At 64.1% G+C, this 22,692-nt stretch carries 21 protein-coding genes; 4 read left to right on the top strand and 17 right to left on the bottom strand.

What is annotated here, in order from left to right:
* Positions 1–16 precede the first annotated feature (16 nt).
* From ACLARN_RS23055 to ACLARN_RS23065, 3 genes are all read right to left on the bottom strand, one after another.
* Entirely contained in the window at positions 17–508 is a 492-nt protein-coding gene (locus ACLARN_RS23055; protein ID WP_409493523.1) for a toll/interleukin-1 receptor domain-containing protein, read from the bottom strand.
* Positions 509–900: 392 nt separating this feature from the next.
* Positions 901–1,203, bottom strand: a complete 303-nt coding sequence (locus ACLARN_RS23060) for a hypothetical protein (RefSeq protein ID WP_409493524.1) — start codon at positions 1,201–1,203, stop codon at positions 901–903.
* A 212-nt stretch (positions 1,204–1,415) separates the two neighbouring features.
* A complete protein-coding gene (locus ACLARN_RS23065; RefSeq protein WP_409493525.1) occupies positions 1,416–2,633 on the bottom strand; it encodes a methyltransferase domain-containing protein in 1,218 nt (405 codons plus the stop codon).
* A gap of 165 nt (positions 2,634–2,798) precedes the next feature.
* Between ACLARN_RS23065 and ACLARN_RS23070 the strand changes: the two genes are divergently transcribed.
* Positions 2,799–3,908, top strand: coding sequence for a DegT/DnrJ/EryC1/StrS family aminotransferase (locus ACLARN_RS23070; protein ID WP_409493526.1), 1,110 nt, complete (start codon positions 2,799–2,801; stop codon positions 3,906–3,908).
* 79 nt (positions 3,909–3,987) lie between these two features.
* Here the strand turns inward: ACLARN_RS23070 and ACLARN_RS23075 are convergent, their stop codons facing one another.
* From ACLARN_RS23075 to ACLARN_RS23110, 8 genes are all read right to left on the bottom strand, one after another.
* Entirely contained in the window at positions 3,988–4,287 is a 300-nt protein-coding gene (locus ACLARN_RS23075) for a muconolactone Delta-isomerase family protein (RefSeq protein ID WP_409493527.1), read from the bottom strand.
* 84 nt (positions 4,288–4,371) lie between these two features.
* Positions 4,372–5,316: an aromatase/cyclase gene (locus ACLARN_RS23080; protein WP_409493528.1), complete on the bottom strand. Its 945-nt coding sequence runs from the start codon at positions 5,314–5,316 to the stop codon at positions 4,372–4,374.
* 55 nt (positions 5,317–5,371) lie between these two features.
* Positions 5,372–6,157 carry an SDR family NAD(P)-dependent oxidoreductase gene (locus ACLARN_RS23085; RefSeq protein ID WP_409493529.1) on the bottom strand — a complete coding sequence of 262 codons (786 nt, stop codon included), beginning with the start codon at positions 6,155–6,157 and terminating at the stop codon, positions 5,372–5,374.
* Positions 6,158–6,224: 67 nt separating this feature from the next.
* Positions 6,225–6,992 carry an SDR family NAD(P)-dependent oxidoreductase gene (locus tag ACLARN_RS23090; RefSeq protein WP_409493530.1) on the bottom strand — a complete coding sequence of 256 codons (768 nt, stop codon included), beginning with the start codon at positions 6,990–6,992 and terminating at the stop codon, positions 6,225–6,227.
* 70 nt (positions 6,993–7,062) lie between these two features.
* Positions 7,063–8,343, bottom strand: coding sequence for an activator-dependent family glycosyltransferase (locus tag ACLARN_RS23095; RefSeq protein WP_409493531.1), 1,281 nt, complete (start codon positions 8,341–8,343; stop codon positions 7,063–7,065).
* A gap of 30 nt (positions 8,344–8,373) precedes the next feature.
* Complete coding sequence (locus ACLARN_RS23100) at positions 8,374–9,564, bottom strand: cytochrome P450 (protein ID WP_409493532.1); 1,191 nt, start codon at positions 9,562–9,564, stop codon at positions 8,374–8,376.
* Between the two features lie 31 nt (positions 9,565–9,595).
* The gene (locus tag ACLARN_RS23105) at positions 9,596–10,339 is read right to left on the bottom strand and encodes a class I SAM-dependent DNA methyltransferase (RefSeq protein WP_409493533.1); all 744 of its coding nucleotides are present in this window, start codon (positions 10,337–10,339) and stop codon (positions 9,596–9,598) included.
* 39 nt (positions 10,340–10,378) lie between these two features.
* Positions 10,379–11,650, bottom strand: coding sequence for an activator-dependent family glycosyltransferase (locus ACLARN_RS23110; RefSeq protein WP_409493534.1), 1,272 nt, complete (start codon positions 11,648–11,650; stop codon positions 10,379–10,381).
* A gap of 247 nt (positions 11,651–11,897) precedes the next feature.
* Between ACLARN_RS23110 and ACLARN_RS23115 the strand changes: the two genes are divergently transcribed.
* Positions 11,898–13,223 (top strand): P450-derived glycosyltransferase activator, encoded by a 1,326-nt coding sequence (locus ACLARN_RS23115; protein WP_409493535.1) that lies wholly within the window; start codon positions 11,898–11,900, stop codon positions 13,221–13,223.
* 28 nt (positions 13,224–13,251) lie between these two features.
* Here ACLARN_RS23115 and ACLARN_RS23120 read toward each other — a convergent pair whose 3' ends face one another.
* From ACLARN_RS23120 to ACLARN_RS23135, 4 genes are all read right to left on the bottom strand, one after another.
* Positions 13,252–14,094, bottom strand: a complete 843-nt coding sequence (locus tag ACLARN_RS23120; RefSeq protein ID WP_409493536.1) for an ABC transporter permease — start codon at positions 14,092–14,094, stop codon at positions 13,252–13,254.
* Complete coding sequence (locus tag ACLARN_RS23125) at positions 14,091–15,068, bottom strand: ATP-binding cassette domain-containing protein (RefSeq protein ID WP_409493537.1); 978 nt, start codon at positions 15,066–15,068, stop codon at positions 14,091–14,093. The genes ACLARN_RS23120 and ACLARN_RS23125 overlap by 4 nt, the downstream gene beginning before the upstream one ends.
* 355 nt (positions 15,069–15,423) lie before the next feature.
* The gene (locus ACLARN_RS23130; protein WP_409493538.1) at positions 15,424–16,743 is read right to left on the bottom strand and encodes an activator-dependent family glycosyltransferase; all 1,320 of its coding nucleotides are present in this window, start codon (positions 16,741–16,743) and stop codon (positions 15,424–15,426) included.
* A 24-nt stretch (positions 16,744–16,767) separates the two neighbouring features.
* Positions 16,768–17,976: a P450-derived glycosyltransferase activator gene (locus tag ACLARN_RS23135; protein ID WP_409493539.1), complete on the bottom strand. Its 1,209-nt coding sequence runs from the start codon at positions 17,974–17,976 to the stop codon at positions 16,768–16,770.
* A gap of 227 nt (positions 17,977–18,203) precedes the next feature.
* On the opposite strand from ACLARN_RS23135, the gene ACLARN_RS23140 reads away from it, so the two are divergent.
* The gene (locus tag ACLARN_RS23140; protein ID WP_409493540.1) at positions 18,204–19,469 is read left to right on the top strand and encodes an activator-dependent family glycosyltransferase; all 1,266 of its coding nucleotides are present in this window, start codon (positions 18,204–18,206) and stop codon (positions 19,467–19,469) included.
* A gap of 252 nt (positions 19,470–19,721) precedes the next feature.
* Positions 19,722–20,822: a DUF418 domain-containing protein gene (locus ACLARN_RS23145; protein ID WP_409493541.1), complete on the top strand. Its 1,101-nt coding sequence runs from the start codon at positions 19,722–19,724 to the stop codon at positions 20,820–20,822.
* Positions 20,823–20,838: 16 nt separating this feature from the next.
* On the opposite strand, the gene ACLARN_RS23150 is transcribed toward ACLARN_RS23145, so the two are convergent.
* Together ACLARN_RS23150 and ACLARN_RS23155 are read right to left on the bottom strand one after the other, a co-directional pair.
* Positions 20,839–21,684 (bottom strand): BTAD domain-containing putative transcriptional regulator, encoded by an 846-nt coding sequence (locus tag ACLARN_RS23150; RefSeq protein WP_409493542.1) that lies wholly within the window; start codon positions 21,682–21,684, stop codon positions 20,839–20,841.
* 733 nt (positions 21,685–22,417) lie between these two features.
* Entirely contained in the window at positions 22,418–22,675 is a 258-nt protein-coding gene (locus ACLARN_RS23155; protein WP_409493543.1) for an acyl carrier protein, read from the bottom strand.
* Between the last annotated feature and the right edge of the window lie 17 nt (positions 22,676–22,692).

Below are 22,692 nucleotides of genomic sequence, written 5' to 3' on the forward strand. Positions count from 1 at the left end.
AAGCGAGCGTTTGAAGTCATTGGTTCAATGAATCGGGCTGGGAACGATCTCCGATGTGCATGCCGAGTTCCGCAATTATCCGAGCGAGGTCATACTCGAGGTTGTCATGACGCAGCCGCAGGTACTGACACTTGACGAGGTGACTGATGTCGTCGGGAAGCGTGGCGTTGGTCAGGCGTTCAACGTCGTTGATGAGGATCGGTATCACGCGTGTGCCGCGCGATAGGGCTTCTGCGATCTCGCGTCGCACCCAATCAGTCCGGTGGTCGACGGCCCTCCCGCCTGACTCGTGCGGTGTACTGAGCCAGCGAGGCCCGATGACGGCTACCAGCACCTGAGCGCGGCGGACTCCGTCAAGCAGCCCGAATTCGTAATTGTCCCCGGGGCGAATTGTTGTGCTGGCGTAGAAGACCACTGTGGTGCCGAAGCACCTGCTCAGTTCGCGCTGCAAGAGAGCCGCGAACCCCGGTTCGTCCTGTTTCCGGAAGTTGATGAATATCCCGCTCATGACGGCAACCACAGCACAGCATGGCGGCGTGCGACCGGCCGTGGCTGGACAGTTCGCGAAAGTGCGCCATCGCGTGCTTGCCCCGATGCTCGACGCTCCCCACACTGTGGCCCATGGGTGTCGACTCAGGTGGTGTGCAACCAGAGCGGGTTGTGGTCGCGCGGGTGTCGAACGCGATCACGGCCGACGACGTTCGTTTGATTCGCCGCCTTCTCGTTGATGATCTCCGGCGAAACTCGCCTATGTACGGATGGCGGTGCCTTCCCTCGGCGATCGCGCTGGCGGTTAGGGATCTGACCTGCGCAGAAGTCCGGACGGGCCTGGTGTTGTTGGCGATCCGGTGCAAAGCAACGGGTGCTCTCTCCGTGGCGGATACCCGACTGTGGATCGATTCAGCCGGATTGCGAGGTGTCCGGGTCGGTGTCCGGACGCTGGCCGAGCAGCTGCGGCTCTCCGTTGTTCGTGCAGTATTCGGCGAACTCGCCAGGGATATCTCCGCACCAGCGCTGATTGACCGCCTCGGCGGTGAAGTCGCGGCCGATCAGGTCCGGTGTCGGAACCGGGGCGTCGCCAGGGATCGTGGCGCGTTTCCACGGCTTGGGGTGTCGACCTCGCAGACCGGCGTCGCGCATGAGCCGCCAGACCCGCTTCGGGGACACGGCGTGCCCGAGCGGGACACGCCCAGCTCGCGGCACATGAACTCGACAGGGAAGCCATCGGAGTCCGCCCAGTCCGCGATCGCAGCGAATTTCACTGCTTGTCTCATCCGAACCAGGTCGCTACTTTTTGCGAACTCGACCTGCATCTTCAGCTCGGCGTTCTCCGCCCGCAACCGCTCCAGCTCGGCTCGTTCGGAATCCTCCAATGGCTTGCCTGCCGAGTCGTCGGACTTCCTGACCTTCTTCACTCAGATGATCTTGACTTCGGGGACGTACAGAATCCAGCGCCCGCCGGCGTCCCGGAACTGTTGTTCCTTCGCCATGATCTCCTCCGCGTGGTTCCAGGCGAAGAGCAACGCATAGTCAGGATAGGGGTCGGCGAACGCCGTGACCGGACGGACCGGCAGGTGCGAGCCGGGGGTGAGCCTGCCCTGCTTGACCAACGTCGTGTCACAGACGAACGGCACCAGGTCAGGGCCGATACCACAGTAGTTGGCAACGGTCGCGCTTTTCGCGGTCGCGCCGTAGGCCACCACCCGGCTGCCCTCGTCGCGCAGCCGGCGCAGGAGGGCGATCAGATCGTCCCGCACCTGTCCGACCGCGTCCGCGAAGTGGTCGAAGGTGGTGCGCTCGGCAAGGCCCCGGGCCTGTTCCTCGGCCAGCAGCTCGGCCGTCGCCGCGGAGGGGGTACGGCTCCCGGCACGGGCGATGGTGTAGCGGACCTCGCCACCGTGCACGGCCAGCCGCTCGACGTCGACCAGCTCGAAACCGAACCGCTGCGCCATCGCTCCCACGGAACGAACCGTGAAGAAGAAAAAGTGCTCGTCATAGATCTGGTCGAAAGCGGTGCGCTCCACGATGTCGCCCAGATACGGGTCCTCGAACACGAAGACACCCGCTGCGGACAGCAGCGCGTCCACCCCACGGAAGATCGACTCGATGTAGGGAATATGGCAGATCGTGTTGGCCGCGTAGATGACGTCCGCGGGCCCTTCGGCCGCGCGGATCTTGCTTGCCGACGACTCCTCGAAAAAGTCGGTACGCACCCGCACACCCTCGCTCCTGGCCAGTTCGGCGACACCACCGGACGGCTCCACACCGAGGTGCCGAACGCCGGCCTCACGAATGGTCTTGAGCATGATGCCGTCGTTGCATCCGATCTCCACGATGAAGGGATCGGCGCCGGTCAGTTCGGTCTCGAGAAAGTAGTGGGCGGTCTTGGCGAAGTGTTTGCTCATCACAGCCGAACCCGAGGAATGATAAGGATATTCCTGGTGGAACATGCGGTCGCGGGGCACTTCCTCGACCAGTTGTACCATCGTGCAGGACTCACATATTCCCACCGCCAGCCGGAAGAAGAACTCAGGCGTGCTGTCGTCGGGCTTCCGGAAGGCATCGGAAAGCGGTTGACGACCAAAATCAATGAACTCGGAGAGAGAACCGGCGCACACGCGACATTCGATCATTTTGGCAGCGTACGGCCACTCACGCAGAAGAACACTAGAGCGTCGCTAGTGCACCCGCCCTTCAGTGATATACGAGTTTTCCTGGAGGAAGCCAATGCCCGGTTTCTAGGATCATCTGGTTCGCTCGGCGAGGATCACAGGACTCCAGGGAGACAAGGCGCATCCATGACCATTCTCGTGTGGGACTATTTGCAGGAGTACGAGAAAGAACGCGGGGACATCCTCGACGCCGTCCAGCAGGTCTTCAGCTCCGGCCAGCTCGTGTTCGGCAAGAGTATGCGGGGCTTCGAGGAGGAGTTCGCCGCATATCATGGTGTTTCGCACTGTGTGGGTGTGGACAACGGTACCAACGCCATCAAACTCGGCCTGCAAGCTCTCGGAGTCGGACGCGGCGACGAGGTGATCACGGTGTCGAACACGGCGGCTCCCACCGTGGTCGCCATCGACGCGATCGGCGCCATCCCGGTGTTCGTCGACGTCCGCGAGGACGACTACCTGATGGACGTCGGCCAGGTCGAGGCAGCCATCACGCCGAGGACGAAGTGTGTACTGCCGGTACACCTCTACGGCCAGTGCGTTGACATGGAACCCCTGAAGGCATTGTGCGCCCGGCACGGCCTGGTCGTACTCGAGGACTGCGCGCAGTCGCACGGCGCTCGCTACAACGGGCTGCTCGCGGGCACGATGGGCGACGCCGCTGCCTACTCGTTCTACCCGACCAAGGTCCTCGGCGCCTACGGTGACGGCGGCGCCACGATCACCTCGGATAGCGTGGTCGAGCGGCGGCTGCGGCGGCTGAGGTACTACGGCATGGAGGACCGGTACTACGTCGTCGAGACACCTGGGCACAACAGCCGCCTTGACGACGTACAAGCCGAGATTCTGCGCCGCAAGCTGCGTCGCCTCGACGCGTACATCGCGGGCAGGCGTGCGGTCGCCGAACGCTACGCCGAGGGCCTGGGCGACACCGGTCTCGTGCTACCCACGGTCAACCAGAGCAACAATCATGTGTACTACCTGTACGTTGTGCGCCATCTGCGGCGGGACGACATCCTGGAAGCGCTCAAGGCCTACGACATCGTGCTCAACGTCAGCTACCGATGGCCCGTGCACACGATGTCCGGCTTCGCCCATCTCGACCAGGAGGCTGGTTCGTTGCCGGTGACCGAGAAACTGGCCGACGAGATATTCTCGCTGCCGATGTATCCCTCGTTGTCGCCAGATGCACAGGATAAGGTGATCGACGCCCTGCGTCAGGTTCTGGCGGCGCTCTGACCCAGAAGTCTCGCCGCACGCACGAGAGAACGGACGACCGATTCCGGCACGTCCGTTCGTCTCGCGCACTGGTGCCCCGTCAGGTCTCCGGTCCGAATGCGATCGAGTCGAAGCTGTCCGGCTGCGCAAGCGGAATGACCTCGAACCGCAAATGCGGGCTGAGCGGGTTGGCGTACAGTACGGACAACAGCTGTTCATGCGAGTCGACGTCGTAGATGTTCAGGCCACCCGCGGCCCCGACCCGTATCCAGCTGTGCCTGATGATCCCCTTTTCCACCAGACCCCGGGTGTACCCGAAGCCATCCGGTAGCCGCCGACGGAATTCGTCCGCGCTGATTCCGGTTGGGTCCTGCGTTGCCAGAACGGCGAACAAGGCCATCTGTTCCTCCTCTTTCAGGATTTCCCCGCCGCGTGGCCGCTTTCCTGCCATTCGGCTTGCGTCGGGCGCGGCATCCGGGCTCGCTCACGCCCGCCGCTCCGCGTAGTCCTTGGCGTGTGCGAGTGTCGTCAAGCTGTTGGTGCTCAACGCGTTCCTGACATAGTCGCGGGCGTCCTCCACGGTGGCCGTTGCTCCGAGAATCGTGGAGATGTTCGCCGGGTTGATCGCCACCGTGTGCTGTGAAGTGACCGAAACCAGGTCGTCGTGTTCCTCGAACAGCCACTGTCCGGTGTGCAGGTCCATCAATGCAGGCACCACGACCTGCTTGTACACGATCTTTCTGCCTGCGAAGCACACCCGTACCGACTTGGTCGTGTGCACCGCCCCGTCCTTGGTCTCGGTGTCCATCTCCAGCAACTGCAGCCCGGGGCTGCTCTCCGACAACGACACCTTGGCAACGTGTGGCAGCCGCTCCGGCCACAGGTGCGCCTCGTTGATGAAGCCGTAGACGTCCTTTGCCGACCCGTCGACCGACACCGTGTCCGCGAACGAGAACGTCAGGTCGTCCCCGTCGATGGCCCGCTCGGCGTTGACCTTCAACGCCGCCAGTTCGGCGGTGCTGTTGCGGTCCACCGCGCGCTCGATCCAGTCCAGTTTCACCGGATCGTCGTCGGCCGCTCGGTAGTCGTGCAGCAACCGAACCCGGCATTCGGTCGCCGATCGGGGTTCGACCAGCCACGTACCGCCCATTTCGGCGACCGGTGGCTGCGAACGCTCCTGCCGGAACTCGACCCGGAGCGCGGCCGGGTCCAGTCGGCGGCGCGAGGTCCAGGTCTTCGCCTCACCGTTGGCGGTGGCCCAGATCTGGATCCGCTCGTCCGAGCCAGTGTGTTCCAGGCGGTCGGCGTGCACGGTCGGCGGGAAGAGCCGCGGCCAGTTTCGTACGTCCGCGATGAGTTGGTAGACCGTGTCCGCCGCGGCGGACACGAGGATTTCGTGCTGTGCCTCACGGGCATCGGACTGCGACATGGCATCTCCTTGTCGATTGTCGTGCTTCCGGGCTGACCTGGTGCCCATGTCCCGGTCAGAAGTTGCCGAGGCCACCGCAGACGTTGATGGCCTGAGCGGTGATCGATCCCGCTGTGCCGGAGACCAGATAGCCGACCAGCCCGGCGACCTCGGCCGGGGTGGAGTAGCGACCCAATGGGATCTTCTCCTGGAAGCGCTCGAGGATCTCTTCCTCGGTGGCGCCCCACGCGGCCGCATATCCCTGCCGCACCCGCTGCGCCATGGGAGTTTCGACATAGCCGGGACACACGGAGTTCACGGTGATGCCGGTGGTGGCCAACTCCTTGCCCAGTGCCTTGGTGAAGCCGACCACCCCGTGCTTCGACGCGGAGTACGGAGCTCCCAGCACCACCCCCTGCTTGCCGGCCGTCGAGGCGATGTTGACCACCCGGCCGCGGTCCTTCGTCAGCATTCCGCCGGTGGTCAGCACCTCACGGGTCATCCGGAACACGCTGTTGAGGTTGGTGTCGATGACGTCGAACCACAGCTCGTCCTCGATCTCCGCGGTGACGCCGCCGCCGCTGCGACCGGCATTGTTCACCAGGATGTCCACTGGCCCGTAACGGTCGACCGCGGCCGTCACGTACCCTCGCACGTTGTCGGCCGACCGAACGTCGCAGGCAGTCCCGTCGACCTCGAAACCGGATGCCCGCAACTGCTTCACCGTCGTGTCGACGTTGGCCGCATCGCGTGCGCAGACGAAGACGCTGATCCCCTGCGCGGCGAGGTTTTCGGTGATCGCCAGGCCGATACCGCTGGTGGCGCCGGTGACAAGAGCCACTCGCCGCTCAGGATCCGACATTTTTCCTCCCAAGACCTTCGATGAGGGCGGGCACATCCGATGTGAAAACCGGGATCGAGCATTCAGCTCAGGAAAGGAACGCGGCTCCGTCCAGCGGCAGCACGATGCCGGACGCGTAGCCCGCCTCGGGTTTCGTGAGCTGCATGATCCACCAGGCGATCTCTTCCGGCCTGCCGGTCCGGCCCGCCGGTATGCTCGCCCGCCGCTGCTCCAGGTGGCGCGCGTTCTCCTCCGGGCTCCAGCCCATTCGTTCGCCGATACCCGTGTCGATCACGCCAGGGGCAATGGCGACCACCCGGATACCGCGCGGTGCGAGTTCGACCGCCCAGGTCCGGGTCAGAAAGTCGAGCGCGACCTTTCCCGCGCCGTATACCGACATTCCCCGCCAACCACGACGGCCGAGGGATCCGGCGGTGCTGATGTTGACCACCGTGCCACCACTTGCCTCCAGTGCCGGAAGCGCGCACTGCGTGAGAAAGAGCGGAGCGTACAACGTGGTCGCGATCTGCTTTTCCGTCGCGGCCCTGTCGATCTCTCCGAGAACGGCGGGAGAGATGACCACGGCGTTGTTGACGAGCACGTCGATTCTGCCGACTTCCCGCTGGGCGAAGTTGACGATCTTCTCCGGCGCGTCCGGCTCGCTGATGTCGGTCACGAGGTAGCGAATACGACGGCACCCGGCTGCGGTTTCCGCCAGGGTCGACTCCGAGCGGCCGACGATGAGGACATCCGCCCCGGAATCGGCGAAAGCCCGTGCGGTCGCCCGGCCGATCCCCGTGCCACCACCGGTGATGACCACGCCACTCCCCTGGTCGCTCCCGCGCGTTGGCCTCATGACGGCAGAAGATAGCGGCCGGCGCCCGAATCGGGGTCAAGCGACAATGAGCGACTTCTGTACCCCGCCATCACCGGGCTCCGTGGCGCGCGGTGCGTTCTTCGAGTTCCGCGACGATGTCGTTGGGGTTCGGGATGGCCAGCAGTCCGCGGCGATCACGTTCGGCTTTCTCCCGGAATTCCGGTTCATCCAGCAATCTCAGGAGTGAACTTCGCAGTGTAGCCGCAGTGAGTTCGCCCGGATCGACGAAGAGGCCGATACCTCGGCCTGCCGACTCCCTTGCCTTGGCATAGGTGTCCCAGTCGTCCTGGTTGGGGACGATGAGCTGTGGAACACCAGTGGCGAGCGCCGTTCCGAACGCGCCCTGGCCGCCGTGGTGGATGATTGCCGAGCAGGTCGGCAGGAGCACGTTCAGCGGAACGAAGTCGACCAGGCGAACGTTCTGCGGAATTTCCGGAACCTGCTCGACCTGTTCCGCGGTCAGGGTGGCGACCACCTCGACATCGAGACCCTCCACAGCTTTGATCATGTCGGCGACCGGCAATGTGTCGCCGCCGATGACCTCACGCCCCGACACCCCGAGCGTCAGGCACACCCGGGTTCGGGCCGGCCGTCGGTGAACCCAGTCCGGGACCGACGACTGGCCGTGGTACGGGACGAAACGCATGGGGACGTAGTCGAGATCCACCGGTAGTCGCAACCAGGACGGCATGGTGTCGATGGTCCACTGGCCCACCGCCATGTCCTCGGTGAAGTCACAGCCGAACCGCGCCAGTATCGGTGTCAGCCATTCACGCAGCGGGTCGTCGCGCAACTCGGGTGGCCTGCGCTCCAGCAGACGGGTGAAGGCGGTGCGCATGTTCGCCATGAAATCGAGTCCGAACAGCATGCGGGCGTGGGCGGCCCCGGTGACCTTGGCCGCGACCGCGCCGGAGAAGGTCAGGGGATCCCAGACAACCAGGTCCGGCCTCCACTGCCTGGCGAACTTCACGATATCGTCGATCGTCCGGTCGTCCGTCATGCTGGGCAACACCAGTGAGCTGTACACAGTGGAGACACCAAGGGTGTACTCCCAGGTGAGCTTCTCAGCACGCGTTTCGGAAATATCGATACCGAGGCTTTCGAACGACTCGTCGCTGTCAAGCTCCTCGTGCAGTTCTTCGTAGGACTCTTCCAGCTTGAGTTCTTCGCCGATCGGCACCGCGATCAGACTGGCCCGGGTGATCTCGTCCACGAGGTCCGGCTGGCTGGCCACCCGGACCTCGTGGCCCGCCGTGTGCAGTGCCCACGCCAAGGGCACCATGCTGTAAAGGTGTGGTTTGGCCGCGAAGGTGGTGAACAAAACGCGCATCAGGCTTCCTAACCGGAGAGGAGATCCGCACTACGCCGGAACGACCGTCAGAGGTAGCCGCTTGACCCCCTGCATGCTGTACGGGTCGTGGTACTCGATCTGTTCCTCGGGCGGAACGACAAGCCGCGGGTACCGGTCCAGCAGCTGACCCAACGCGACTTTGGTTTCCAGCCTGGCAAGGGGGGCGCCGAGGCAGAAATGGATTCCCTTGCCGAACGCGAGATGATGGTTCGGCGCCCGCCGGATATCGAACAGCTCCGGGTCGGAGAACACCTCGGGATCCCGGTTCGCCGAGCTGATCCACACATCCACCATCACGCCTTCGGGGATCTCCCTTCCGCCGATGGCCACGTTCTGTTTCGTGACGCGGTCCACCCACGGAAACGGCGAACGATAACGCAGCACCTCTTCGATCATGCTGTCGGACAAGCTCGGGTCGGCACGCAGATCCGCGGCCGCCGCGGAGTTCCGGCCGAGACACATCACCGAGTTTCCGAGCAGTGCGGTCGTGGTCAAATGGCCGGCGACCAGAAGCAGCGAAAGGAAACCGATGATCTCCTGATCCCCGAGTCGTCGGCCTTCCTCTTCCACCGCAAGCAGTTTGCTGATCAGACCATCGTCCGGCCGCGCGCGATGACGACGGATATGGGCCAGGAGGTACTCGTTCATCTCGTTGATGACCGGCACCATGGCCTCGACACCCGCTTCGCTGAGGATGGCGTCGACACCGTTGTCGACCAGCATCGTCGAGGCCCAGTTCTGGAACATCGACCGGTCCTCGGCCGGCACCCCGAGGACTTCGGCGATCACGATCACCGGCAGCGGATAGGCGAGGTCGGCGATCAGGTCGAACTCGTCCTGGTCACGCACGGCGTCGAGCAGTTCGGTGGTCACGGCCTCCAGCCGGGGCCTGAGTCCAGCGACGAACCGTGGTGTGAACACCTGGCTGACCAGTCCCCGCAGATGCCGGTGCCGCGGTGGGTCCATGCCCTGGAAATTGCCCTTCTGGAAGGCTTCCAGCGCCTCGTTCTCCGGAATGAAGGCGCTGAGGTCGTTGGAGAAGACCGTGAAATCGGTCAGCACCCTCCGGGCGTCCTCGTACTGGAAGACATGCCATCGTCCGGTTCGCTCGTCGAAGCTGACCGGTTCACGTCGCCGCATGTCACTGAGCCAGGCGATCATGTCGTCCATGTCACGGGCCGTGCTGGGAGTGGTCGTCATATCGCCCTCTCTCGCTGGATGCCTGACCTGGTCACCCGTGTACCGAGTCCTTCAGGACACCGACGAGCACCCCACGGCCCGACAGCCCGCCGGGCAGTCGTTCGACCGTGCAACCGGCCTGGACGAACGAATCCTCGTACTGCTCCCCGGTGAAGAGGGTCACCCGGGTCGTTTCGGTCAGGTGACGAATCCCTGATTCCGATTCGGCCACCAGACACTGCACTTCGATCACCGCCGCATCGCCATCCCGGGTCGAATGAGACAGTCTGCTCGCAGCTCGCCCGTCGACCGCGACGGAGTCCGCGGTGACGAACCCCGGAATGAACGAGTCCGCGGACCAGAACGGCTCGACCAGGACGACTCCGCCGGGATTGAGATGGCGAGCGAAGGAACGCAATGCGGAGTTCAGGTCGTCAACGGTCGGGAGGTGCGCGATCGAACTGAACAAACAGGTCACCACGTCGAACTTGCGCCCAAGATCGAACTCGCGCATATCGCTCTGATACAGACGCACTCCGGGCAACTTCGTCTCCGCGAGCGCCAGCATCCGGCCGGAGATTTCCAATCCCTCGACATCATCGAGTTCTTCACGGAAGTGCAGCAGGTGGCTCCCGGTCCCGCAGGCGACATCAAGCAGTGAGCTCACGTCGGGTTTGCGGGACCGGATGAGGTCGAGGGCGGTCTTCGCCTCTGCGACATAGTTCTTCCCCCGGCCGCCGTGGATGAAGTCATACACTTCGACGTACTCTTCTTCGTAGATCTTGTTCTCCTGCATGTGTCCCGCCTTTGCGGTGTTCGTTCGAGTGGGATTGGGTCAACGGTGTTCGACCGTCAGTTTCTCGAGAAGAGGCACGAAGTCGTTCGGACTCGGTTCCGCCAACGTTTCCTGGCGCAGTCTTCGGGCGGCCAGGGTGAACGACGGGTCCGTAAGCAGAAGCTCGACCTTCGCCCGCAAGGCGGCTGCCGTCAGTTCCGCCGCCGGGACACCGAACCCTGCGCCGAGCGCGGCGATGCGTTCGGCGGTGACCATGGTGTCCCATCCGTACGCCAGGATGATCTGTGGCACTCCGTGCAGCTGCGCCGTCGATCTCGTGCCACACCCGCCCTGGTGCACGATCGCGGCACAGGTGGGCAGCAGGTCGTTCATCGGGACGAAGTCGACCACTCGGGTGTTGTCCGGAACGTTGGGTACCTGCGCACGCTGGGAGGCATCGAGTGTCGCCACGACCTCCACGTCCAGATCGGCCATGGCGTCGAGGACTTCGCTGAGCGAGACTATGGTGTGGCCCATTTCGCGTGCGGTCAAGCCGAGCGTCAGGCAGATCCGGGGCCGGTCGGGCGGCGTCCGCAGCCAGTCCGGCACGGTCGAGGGCCCGTTGTACGGGACGTAGCGGACGCCGGTGGTGCGCAGTCCGAGATCGAGGCGCGTGCTGCGTGGCGTGGTGTCGATGGTCCACTGCCCGGTCAGCAATTCTTCGTCGAAGTGGCGGTCGTAGCGCTGCAGAACGGTTTCCAGCCACTCACCGGTCGGGTCCTCCCGGTGTTCCGGAGCCTGGAGCGCGCCCTGCCGCAGGAACTCCTGACGGGCACGCAACGCGATGTCCGGCCCCCAGATGAGGCGCGCATGTGCTGCCCCCGTGACTTTCGCCGCGACCGCGCCGGCGAACGTGAAGGTCTCCCAGACCACCAGGTCGGGTTGCCACCCCTGGGCGAAGTCGACAAGATCGTCGATCATCGGAAAGTTGTTCATGGTAGCGAGCAGCGCGGAAACCATGACGTTCTCCACGCCAAGCAGGTGTTCCCAGGTCCACTGTGCACGGTCGCGGCCGGTGAAATCGAAACCCTTGACGTGTTCGGTGCCCTCCTCATGAACCATCTCGAGCAGGTCCGGCGCCCAGGGGTCGTTGCTGGACCAGTCCGTTGGCCCCACCGGTACCGCGGTCAGACCGGTCTGCGTGATCGTGGGGACCAGGTCGGGCTGGCTGGCGACGCGGACCTCGTGCCCCGCCGTACGCAGGGCCCACGCCAACGGCACCATCGGATAGTAGTGCGTGTTGTGCGCGAAGCAGGTGAACAGCACCTTCATGGGAAGTCTCTTTCTCTACCAGATGGTCACCAGGTATTCGCCCCAAAATGAACCTGGTTCGCGCAGTTTGGTGACCACGTTGCGGCCGAGTCAATTGACAAGACTCGACACTAGGGAGACTGGTTAGAGGGGTACTGAAGAAGAGCTGAATACAGTTGACTCAGCACACGGCCACGCTGAACTTCTTCAGCGGGGACATAGCGGGATACGAGGAGTGTTCCAGCGTACGTGTCTAGCGTGTGCTTCCATGGCTGGATTCACCACGGCAAACCAGATCGATCCGCGGCACTTCGACGACAGTGAGCTGAGCCTGCATCTGCTTACCGCCCGCGGGCTGCAGTGGATGTTCGGCTGCTACGGCGACGATCCGTATGCGTTGATACTTCGCGCTGAAAGCGACGAGCCGCACACGTTGCACCAGCAGATCCGGCAGCGGAGCGCACTGACCCACAGCAGGGTCGGAGCGTGGGTCACCGGCCGGTACGAACTCGCCGCCGAGGTCCTGAACGATCCGCGACTAGGCGCCCGCCTCGCAGGCGGCACGGTACCGGAGCCGGTCTCGTTCTACGCGTTCGAAGGCCTGGAACTGAGCCATCTACTGACACTCGATCACCAGCTGATCGAGCTGGAACGGAACGACCACAATCGGTTGCGCGGCCTGACCGATCCCGTACTGGGCCCGGCAGGACTGCTCGGTCGTCGGGCCGTGCTGGAACGAAACTGCCAGGCCGTGCTCGGCCGCATCGGCCCTGAGTTCGATCTGCTGGCCGACTTCGCCCGGCCACTCGCGGTGGGAGCCGTGGCCGACCTCGCCGGCCTGCCGAATGGCAAGCGTGAGTTGTTAGGCAGGCTGTGCGCTGACGCCGCAGCCGCACCCGATGCGCTGCTGTGCCCGCAACAGCTCGAAACCACCCGACGGCTCACGTCCGCGGTCGACGGCATCCGCGACCTGTTCGCCACGCTGATCGCAGCTCGTGCAGTGGGTACTGACGATGATCTGCTCAGCGAACTGTCGCGCGCGGCGGCGAGTGCCGGGAGGCAAGCCGACGAGGTGCTCGCCGCGTGGATGCTGACCGCGGTCGTCGGTGTCGACGTCACGGCGAACCTGATCTGCAACACCACCATGGCGTTGCTCGAGTTCCCGGAGCAGTGGGACCTACTCAGGGAAGCGCCTGCCCTCGCCCCGATGGCGGTGGAAGAAGCCCTCCGCTTCGACCCACCGGTGCGGCTGGAGAGCCGGATAGCGCACGAGGACGTCGAACTGGCAGGCCAGGCGGTGCGGGCAGGCGAGCAGGTGGTGGTGCTGGTCGAGGCCGCCAATCGCGATCCGGACAGCTACCGCGACCCGGACAGCTTCGACATCGGCAGGCAACCCGAGGTACCGCACCTCGCACTGACCGGCGGCATGAACAGCGCGTTCGTCGCACCTTTCGCCCGATTGCAGGCAGAAGTAGCCATGCGAGCGGTCGTCGACCGCTTTCCGAACCTCCGCATGGCGCCCGCGGGAGTACTGCGCAGACTGAGGTCGCCGGTCACTCGCGGCGTACTGCGGTGCCCGGTGGTGAGCGCCTGATCGGGCGGACCACCACCGGGCCGCGGTGTCAGTTCTTCCGGTGGTAGAGGTACATCGTTGTCGGGGCGAACACCGCGATCACGACGGCCGAGGACAGGAGCACGAGGCTGATCTGCCAGGGGGTCGCCGTTCCGTGCATGAGGCCCCGGGCCGCGGTTGACGCGTGACTGATCGGGTTGAGGTTGACGATGGTCTGCATCCAGGTCGGCATGGTCAGCGAGCTCACGAAGATGTTGCTGGTGAACACCAAGGGAAACATCGTGATCATGCTGGCGAAGGCGACCGACTCGGGTTGCTTGACGAGCAGACCGATGGTGGTGAAGATCCAGCCGATGGCGAACGCGAAGAGCAGGATGAGCAGGATCGCCAACACCGCACCGAGAACCCCGGCGTCCGGCCGGAATCCCAGGGTCAGTCCCAGCACGATGGTCAGGAGGAGCGCGATCAGATAGCGCCCGATGTCCGCGATCATGGTTCCGACCACGGCGGCAGGCTGCCAGAACGGCAGTGTCCGGAAGCGGTCGAAGATTCCCTTGGCGATGTCTGTGTTCAACGCCGTCCCGGTGCTCGCGGTGATCATCACGACGGTCATCACCAGAACTCCGGGCAGGAAGTACTGCAGGTATTCCCCTGTCGATCCGGCGAAGGCACCACCGAACAGGTAGTTGAAGATCAGCAGGAAGATCACCGGCATGAAGAGAATTTCGATCAACTGCATGAAGATGGTGTGCTTGATCTTCAACAGCGTCCGCCAGGACAACGTCAGTGACGCGGCAAGTGGGTTCGGCCGGGGCGGTCGTTTCCGGGCCGCCAGTGTTGAGCGCAGCTTGGCGTCGATTACCGGTTCGGTCGTGGTCACGGGGGTGCTCATGCGGCGTCCTCTCCGGTGGTGGTGTCCTGCGCGGCGCGATGCCCGGTCAGCGCGAGGAAGACCTCGTCGAGACTTGGCTGGCCCAGTGCGAAGTCGGCGACGTCCACACCGGATCGGGCCAGTGCGCTCAGTGCCTGCCCGACTCGGTCGGCGTCAGAGGTGGTCACCGAAAGCGCCGCGGGTTCGGGATCCAGATGTATCGGCGCCGCAAGGGTTTCCGACAGCACGCGTTCCGCGGCGGGCCGTTGGTCCGGGTCCCGTAGCCGGACCCGGACCGTGCCCGACCCGATCGATGCCTTGAGCTGACCGGGCGTGCCGTCAGCGATGATCTTGCCCTGATCGATTACGGCGATCCGATCGGCCAGATGATCGGCCTCCTCGAGGTACTGCGTGGTCAGCAGGACAGTCGTCCCGGTGGAGACGATCGCTCGGACGATCGCCCAGAGTTGGGCGCGGCTGCGCGGATCCAGCCCGGCGGTCGGCTCGTCGAGGAAGAGCAACTCCGGCGTGACGATGATGCTCGCGGCGATGTCGAGCCGTCGTCGCATACCACCGGAGTACGTACTCGCCCCGCGGTGGCCGGCCTGATCCAGGCCGAACGCCTCGAGCAGATCGGTCGCCCGCTGTTTGGCCTCGACTCTGGAGTGACCGAGCAACCTGGCGATCAGCACGAGGTTCTCGTACCCGGTGAGGTCCTCGTCAACCGAGGCGAACTGCCCGGTCAGGCTCACCAGGCTGCGGACCGCGTCCGCCTCACGCTCGAGATCGAGCCCGAACACCCGAGCCGTGCCCGCGTCGGGCCGGAGAAGCGTGGCGAGCATCCGGATGGTGGTGGTCTTCCCTGCCCCGTTGGGCCCCAAGAAGCCGTACACGGTGCCTGCGGGTACGGCAAGGTCGACACCGTCGACCGCACGAGTGTCGCCGAAAGCCTTGACCAGACCAGATGCCTCAATGGCCAGCGTTGAACTCAACATTCCCTCCAAGAATCCGAACCAGAACAATGACCCGAAAAAGACGCGACCAGTAACTCAAGAGAGCACGACAATGCCCTGCGAGTGGCCTGGATATGTCGCAGATCCGGTCGACCTTCTTGCGCTTTCATCAATGTCAGAACGGGGTACATCAAACGGTCCTTTACGGCGAACTCAACTGGGCTCATCGCCCGACCGGGACGCTACCCGGTTTCGCCACGGCTCGCCTATGAGTCGTTTCCGCCGAGGTGAGCATCATCTTCTCGGGGTCGCCTCACTGCTCTCCCGACACGTCATACGGCCGGGGATACAGGCATCCCCGGCCGTATGTGGCGGCTGTTCGCGATCCCGGACCGGATCAGGACCGAGGCTGAACGGAGTGATGTTCAGAATGCGCCGGAGCGGTCCGGTATTCGGCAGTCATCTTCTCGAGCAGTGGAACAAGGTCGTTGGGAGTCGGTTCGGCCAGGATCTCCGTTCGCAACTGCATCGCGTTCTCCGCGAACGACGGGTCGTCCAGTACCTTGATGATTTTCTCGCGGAGTGCGGACGACGTGAGTTCTTCCATCGGCATGGTCAGTCCTGCGCCGAGTTCCTCGATCTGCGCCGCCCGGACCGCGACCTCCGCGCCGTACGCGAGCGTGATCTGCGGGACCCCGTGCAGCTCGGCCGTCGCCCTGGTTCCGGTGCCCCCATGGTGCACGATCGCCGAGCAGCTCGGCAACAAGTCGTTGAGCGGTACGAATCCCGCCAGCCGGACGTTCCCGGGAAGCTCCGGCAGCGGATCGAGTTCCGCCGGATCCACAGTGGCGATGACCTCGGCGTCGACGCCGTCAAACGCCTGCAGGGTATCGGCCAGCGCCTCCCCAAGGCCCTCGACCGCCTCGCTGAGCCCGAACGAGAGACACACCCTTCGCCGCGATGGCGGCGTTCGAAGGAACTCCGGCACCACCGAGGGCCCGTTGTGCGGGACGTACCGCACGCCGATGGTGCGACCGCCCAGGTCCAGCCGGGTGCTCGGCGGCGAAGGGTCGATGGTCCACTGACCGGTGAGTATCTCGTCGTCGAAGTTCTGACCGAACCGATTCAATGTCCATTCAAGCCATTCGGCGGTGGGATCCTCACGATGCTCGGGCGGCAACGTCATCGCCTGGCCGAGGAACTCCTGACGGGCTCGCACGGTGATGTCCGGCGCCCAGAGCAGTCGTGCGTGCGCCGCTCCGGTAGCCCGCGCGGCGACCGCACCGGCCATGGTGAACGCCTCCCAGATCACCAGATCGGGTTGCCAGCTCCGGGCGAAGTCGACCAGGTCGTCGATCATGGGGTCGTTGTTGACCGCCGCGAGGAGTGAGGGAACCATGATGTTCTCAAGCGTGAGCAACCGCTCCGGTGTCCAGCGTTTCCCCTCCCTGTCGTCGAAGTCGAACTCATACACGTACAGCGCGCCCTCTTCGTAGATCTCCTCCAGCAGCTCCATCGCGACCGGGTCGTCCAGGGTCCACTCGGCCTCGGCCGGACCCACCGGCACGGCGGTGAGCCCGCTCTCGGTGATGGTTTCGGCGAGATCCGGCTGACTGGCCACCCGTACCTCGTGGCCTGCCGTCCGCAGCGCCCAGGCCAGCGGCACCATCGGGTAGAAGTGAGTGTTGTGCGCCAAGGTGGTGAAGAGCACCTTCATCGAGAAGTCCTTCCCCCGCTGCGGTCAGCTCTTGCTGGCTGGAAGCCGCAGGAGTCCTCTGGTCGTCGACGCCCGGCGACGCCGGAGCGGGGGGCCGGACCGGCGGAGTCCGGGTAACCGCGAAGCCAGCACGCGTAGCACGCCTTCGGCCTGCACCCGGGCCAGCGGGGTGACCAGGTGGTACACCGAGCCGGGCAGCAGCGGCCGGGCAGGCGCGGTTTCCCGCTCGTGATCGAAGCGCCCGGGATTCTCGAACACCTTCGGGTCCCGGTTCGCGCCGCCGACCAGCACCACGACCGAGCTACCCGCTTCGATCCGCTGTCCGGCGCATTCGAAATCGCTGTGCGCGACTGTCGCGTGTAATCGCACCGGCGGATCAAAACGCAGCGTTTCCCGCACCACCAGGGAGGCGCGGTCCGGATCGTGCACCATCCGGTCCCACTCCTGACGGTGGTCGAAGAGGGCGAGCATGGCGTTCCCGATCAGCTCGCAGGCAACGCGCGCTCCGGCCACCGCGAGCAGAACGTACACCGCCTGGGCGTCGGCCGTATTCGGCAACTCGCTCAGCAGATGGCTCTCGGAACCCGCGGCCTCCCTGCCGAAAAGAGTTCGGAGATCGGCAATGGCCTCGTACATCTTCAGTGTGTGCACCAGCTTCTGCGGACACAGCAGGCTATCCAGTGCCACGGTCGCCGCCGCGCAGTCCCGCACGAGCCGCTCGCGTCCGGGAGCGGAAAGGCCGGACAGTTCGGCCACCAACTCGACCGGTACCGCGGTCGCGATCTTCTCGATCAAGTCGAATTCGTCTTCGACGTCATCCAGTATTCGCTCACATATCCGCTCCACATCGGGCAGATAGCGGCTTGCCGCGCCCGGGCCCAGTACAGGAGCGGTGAGCTCCCGGAACCGGTCGAGCTCTGGTCGTTCGATGTTGAAGAAGGCCTCGTCCAATGGCGTGACCTGTTGCACGACCGACGTGCCGTCGGCTCTCCGCATGCCGAGTGCCGGATGGTCGACCAGCTCCGTCCCGACGTGGTGGTGCGCGGTCACCCACGTCCCGACGCGACTCTGCCATAGCTCCCCTTGCTCGCGAACCCGTTCGTAGCCGGGAAAAGGGTCGTCGTCGTATCCGCGGAGCATCGACGCGTACGCGTCGCCGTTGGCACCGTACAACCACTGGATTCCCTGAGTGAGTTGCAGACGTCGTCCCAACCCTTCGGCAGCCAACACCACGGGGCCCCTTTCCTGTGCGATATGAGACCGAGTTCGTATGTGTTTCCCTCGTTCTGTGGGCAAACGCTATCGACCGGCACTGAAAGTTGACTGAAGTCCGAACAGGATCTGACGCAGCGGAGTCCGATCAGCGCTCGATCAGGGTCCTACCCTTGTGCGAGGCAGGGACTCGAAGCTGAAACGAAGATCTGACCCGGTACGCCACACCGTCTGGACGGGGAACGCCGATGCGCGTGCTATTCACCACGTTTGCCGCAAAATCTCACCTGTATGACATGGTCCCCCTGGCTTGGGCACTGCACACGGCAGGGCACGAGGTGCGGGTCGCCAGCCAACCGGATCTGGCAGAGGACATAACCCGGGCAAGTCTCACCGCGGTTCCGGTCGGTGAGGAACTCAATCTGGATCAGGTTCTCCAGGAGGACACCAGCGACGAGGACCCGTCACTCGCCGATCTCGACATCGCCGAGAACCGGCCGGAGATGCTGACCTGGGACTACGTTCTTCGGGTGTTTCAGTGGTACAGCCCGGTGATGTTCGAGGGCCTTGCGGGTGAGGCGGTGATGGACGACATCGTGGAGTTCGCCCGCGAATGGCGTCCCGATCTGGTGATCTGGGACCCGATGACGTTCTCCGGCCCGGTGGCCGCCCGCGCCAGCGGCGCTGCTCACGCCCGCATGCTGTTCGGTCAGGACTTCATCGGCCGGATGCGCGGGCATTTCATGCGACTCAAGCTGCAACAGCAGCCAGGGAATCAGCAGGACCCGATGGCAGAGTGGCTCGACGCCACGATGAAGCGGTTCAACAGCAGTTTTGCCGAGGAAATGGTGGTGGGCCAGTGGAGCATCGACTCCACACCTGCCTGGATGCGTCTCCCACTCGACATAAACTATGTTCCGGTGCGCTTCGTTCCCTACCACGGTCCCGTCGCCGTTCCCGAATGGTTGTCGGAGCGCCCCGCCCGCCCGCGCGTCTGCCTTACCGCAGGCATCTCTGGTCGCGAGGTGATGGGAGGTGACTGGGTTCCCATTCCGCAGATGCTCGAGGCGGTCGCCGACCTCGACATCGACGTGGTCGCCACACTGGACGCCAGTCAACTCGAGGCTGTCAAGGCGATTCCGGACAACGTGCAGCTGTTCGATTTCTTTCCACTGAACGTTCTGATGCCGACGTGCTCGGCGGTGATCCACCACGGCGGCGCCGGTGCCTTCGGGACCGCGCTGGCCAATGCTGTGCCGCAACTGATCATTCCCAACCACATCTGGGACACGGTCGTCAAAGCCGAACAGTTCGCGGAGCGCGGGGCCGGCCTCTTCCTCGATCCCGAAGGACTGACCACCGACACACTCAGAAGCAAGTTGCTGCGGCTACTGGAAGATCCGTCCTTCGCCGACGGTGCCGCCCAAGCTCGAGACGATTTCCTCGCCACCCCGAGCCCCAACGACATCGTGCCGGTTCTCGAGGAGTTGACCGCGAAGCACCGGGTGCGCTGATCCACATATGCGTATTACCGATCTCCGCTGCTACCTTCGGATTTCCGGGCTACCCGAACAGCTCGGTGGAGTTCCACAGCGCTGGCCAGATCGTAGCCGGGTGGGTCCTGTCGAGGCGCGAAGCCAGTGCCCGCCCCGACCAAGAACACGAGGCGATACATGAGCTGTCCGACATCGGGTAGGCAACCGGTCGTACGTGGTGGAGGCAGCGTCGCGGAGCGCGGCCTCACTCCCGACCTGGCTCGTGGGGCCATGCTGCTGCTGATCGCGATGGCGTATGCCGGTGTGCACGCCGGCATCGCGTTCGGCTTCCGGCACACCGGCGGCTCGACAACCGACACCGTCTCACGGTTTCTTACCGTACTCCTTCTGGACAACCGGGCTTTCGCGATGTTCGCGATCCTCTACGGATATGGAATGGGCTGGATGGTAGGCCGCCAACTCGCCGCAGGAGCGAGCGAGCGGATGGCCCGGAGGACACTGCTGCGCCGCAGCGCCTTCCTCGTACTCCTCGGCGCCGTTCACGCGCTGGTCGTCTTTCCCGGCGAGATCCTGGCCTCCTACGGGGTCGCCGGACTGGCTGTCGGTTGGCTACTCTTCCGCTCCGAACGCACGCTCACCAGGACCATTGCGGTCCTCATTCCGGTTTACTGCGTGACCGTCACGGCAGCCATGATTGCGACGAGCACCGGCACCGAGGCCGAACGGAGAGGTGCGTGGGCGCAGCCAGGCTACCTCGAGGTCGAGGACTGGCTGGTGCGGCTCGGCCTGCTGCCGGTGAATCCGCTGTACATCGCCATTGTGTTTCCGTTGCTCCTCCTTGTGACGACAGGGATGTGGGCCAGTCGTCACCGACTACTGGACGAACCGGATCGAAATCGGGTGCTTCTCCGCAGAATCGCGATCGGCGGCACCGCGATATCCGTTGCAGGCGCAGTGCCCGCGGCCCTGATGACGGTTGGCATCATCAGGGCCGGCCCGATCCACGAAGGACTGATTCTGGCACTACAGACCCTCACCGGGGTCCTCGGCGGAGCGGGCTACCTCGCGCTGTTCGCCCTACTCGGCGCGCGGCTACAGGAACGCCGGAACCCGCTCATCCGCGCCGTCGCGGCGACCGGTCGACGGTCACTTACCTGCTACCTCTTCAACTCCGTCCTCGTCACGATCATCCTCCATCCAGATCTACTCGGGGTCGGCGCGCACGTGAGCAGCTTCGGCGCCATCTCCGTGGCCTTCGCCGCCTGGCTCACGGGAACCTGCGTTGCAGGATGGATGGAACACACTGGGCGAACGGGGCCGGCGGAGCTCCTGCTGAGGAGGTTGGTCCACCGTAGAACCACGGCTGATTGAGAGGTGTCGACCAGGTTCAGTACAGCCGGGCGCTTCCCCATGCCGACGACCCGACGATTTCCCCCAGTGGCCGGTCGGCGCGCACCTCCGCGTCGAAATTGGCATCCGACTTCAGGATCGCCCGATGGAGTCGCTGCACCGGCGCACCCGGTTCGAGACCGAGTTCGTTGACGAGACTGGCTCGCAACTGATGAAAGATCTCCAGCGCCTGCGCCCGGCGGCCGCAGAGATAGAGCGCCCGCATGTACTGGATGTGCATGGCCTCATGCAGTGGGTTCTCGACGGTCAACGCGGCCAGTTCGGTGAGCACCTCGCGATACATACCCAGTCGGAGCTCCGCGTCCACCAGGTATTCCAGCACGACCAGGCGCGACTCTTCGAACTGCCTGCGTTTGGATTCCAGCACTCGCCCTGACGGTACGTCCACGAGCGCGGGACCACGCCACAGGCGGAGGGCGTCACCCAGGTGTTTGACCCCCCTTGTGTCGTCGCCGGTCGAGAGTGCCTCCCGCCCAGCGGCGACCAGCGTGTGGTACTCGTGGATGTCCAGTTTGCCGATGCCGCTCTGGAACAGATATCCGCCCGCACGCGTGACCAGAACCTCCTTGGTGATCGTGGTGGAGGGCAGTCCGGTGGCGGATGCGAACAATTTCCGCAAGTTCAGAATGTAGGTCTGCAATGTGGCGAGACCGCTGTTCGGTGGTTCATCTTCCCATAATTCTCTCATCAATGATGAAACTGGCACAACATGATCGGCATGGACGAGAAGCATGGCGAGAACATTGCGCAGTTTAGGCGCACTTGGCGCACTGACGACTGTCTGCGAGCGAATGTACAATGGTCCGAGAACACCAAGTTCCATGTGACAACCCCATGTTTAGGTAACTCGATTGATTCCCCGTATATCTTCCGAGAGTACCCCTCCCCAGTGTTGGTGCCAACGTGCTTAATTTGCTTTGAACAAGCAAATCGGGTGTATAGAAAGCCCACTCACTTGCCATCGGCCGGGCGGGTGAAACGGCGGAAAGTCGGCGGCCCTGACCAGTTGATCTATTACCACTAGGTTCGGCCAACTGGCGGACAAGGCCCGCCCCGAATATCGTCCTGAGGAGTGGCGTATGCGCATGCTCAGAAAGAGCAGGAAAGGTCAATCCGTCAAAGCGATGAACCTTCGGAGATGTCGACTGTGATGCAAATCACTGCCCGAATGGTAGTTTTCCGGTCGCCACGGGACGAAACACGCGTAGTTCCTGCCGTAGGAATTACGACGTGTCCCGCCGTATCGCGAACTCCTGCTCCGGCCGACCCCGCGTTGGGAAAATCCACCCGGCGCTATTCCAGCGAACTGATCAGCACCCAGCGGCCTGCAACATCGGATCCGTCGACGAAAAAAGCTCGTCGACCAGCCCTGCGTGGTGTTTTACTGAGGAGAACTCCGGGGTTTGCAGAATTCCGCGAAGAAATGGGATGGCCGTGGCCACACCGGTACCGGCAATGCCTGTGCCGTTTTTGGCATCTGCATCAGTGAAAGCACGCTCTCCTGCATCCTGTCGCCACCCGATGCGCTGACCAACAGCATTGAATCGCTTCCCCGGTCATCTGCGGTCTTCGATGGCCTGGTTCACCAGGCCGAGAAGCGCGCGAGGGGTTTTCGCATCGGTCACAGCGTCATCGGGCAGGTTCACCCCGTGATCGCGCTGGATACGCGCTGCCGTCTCCAGCAGAGCGATCGAGTCATAGCCGAGGTCATCGAACAAGATGTCCAGTACGTCTCCCCGCAGATCTACTTCCTCGCTCTCACCAGCACATTCCCGCATCATCTCAGTCAGGTCGGTCAATGTCAGCTTGCTCATGTGCCTGGCCTCCCAAG

The organism is Amycolatopsis sp. cmx-11-12 (assembly GCF_046269425.1).
Lineage (GTDB): Bacteria > Actinomycetota > Actinomycetes > Mycobacteriales > Pseudonocardiaceae > Amycolatopsis.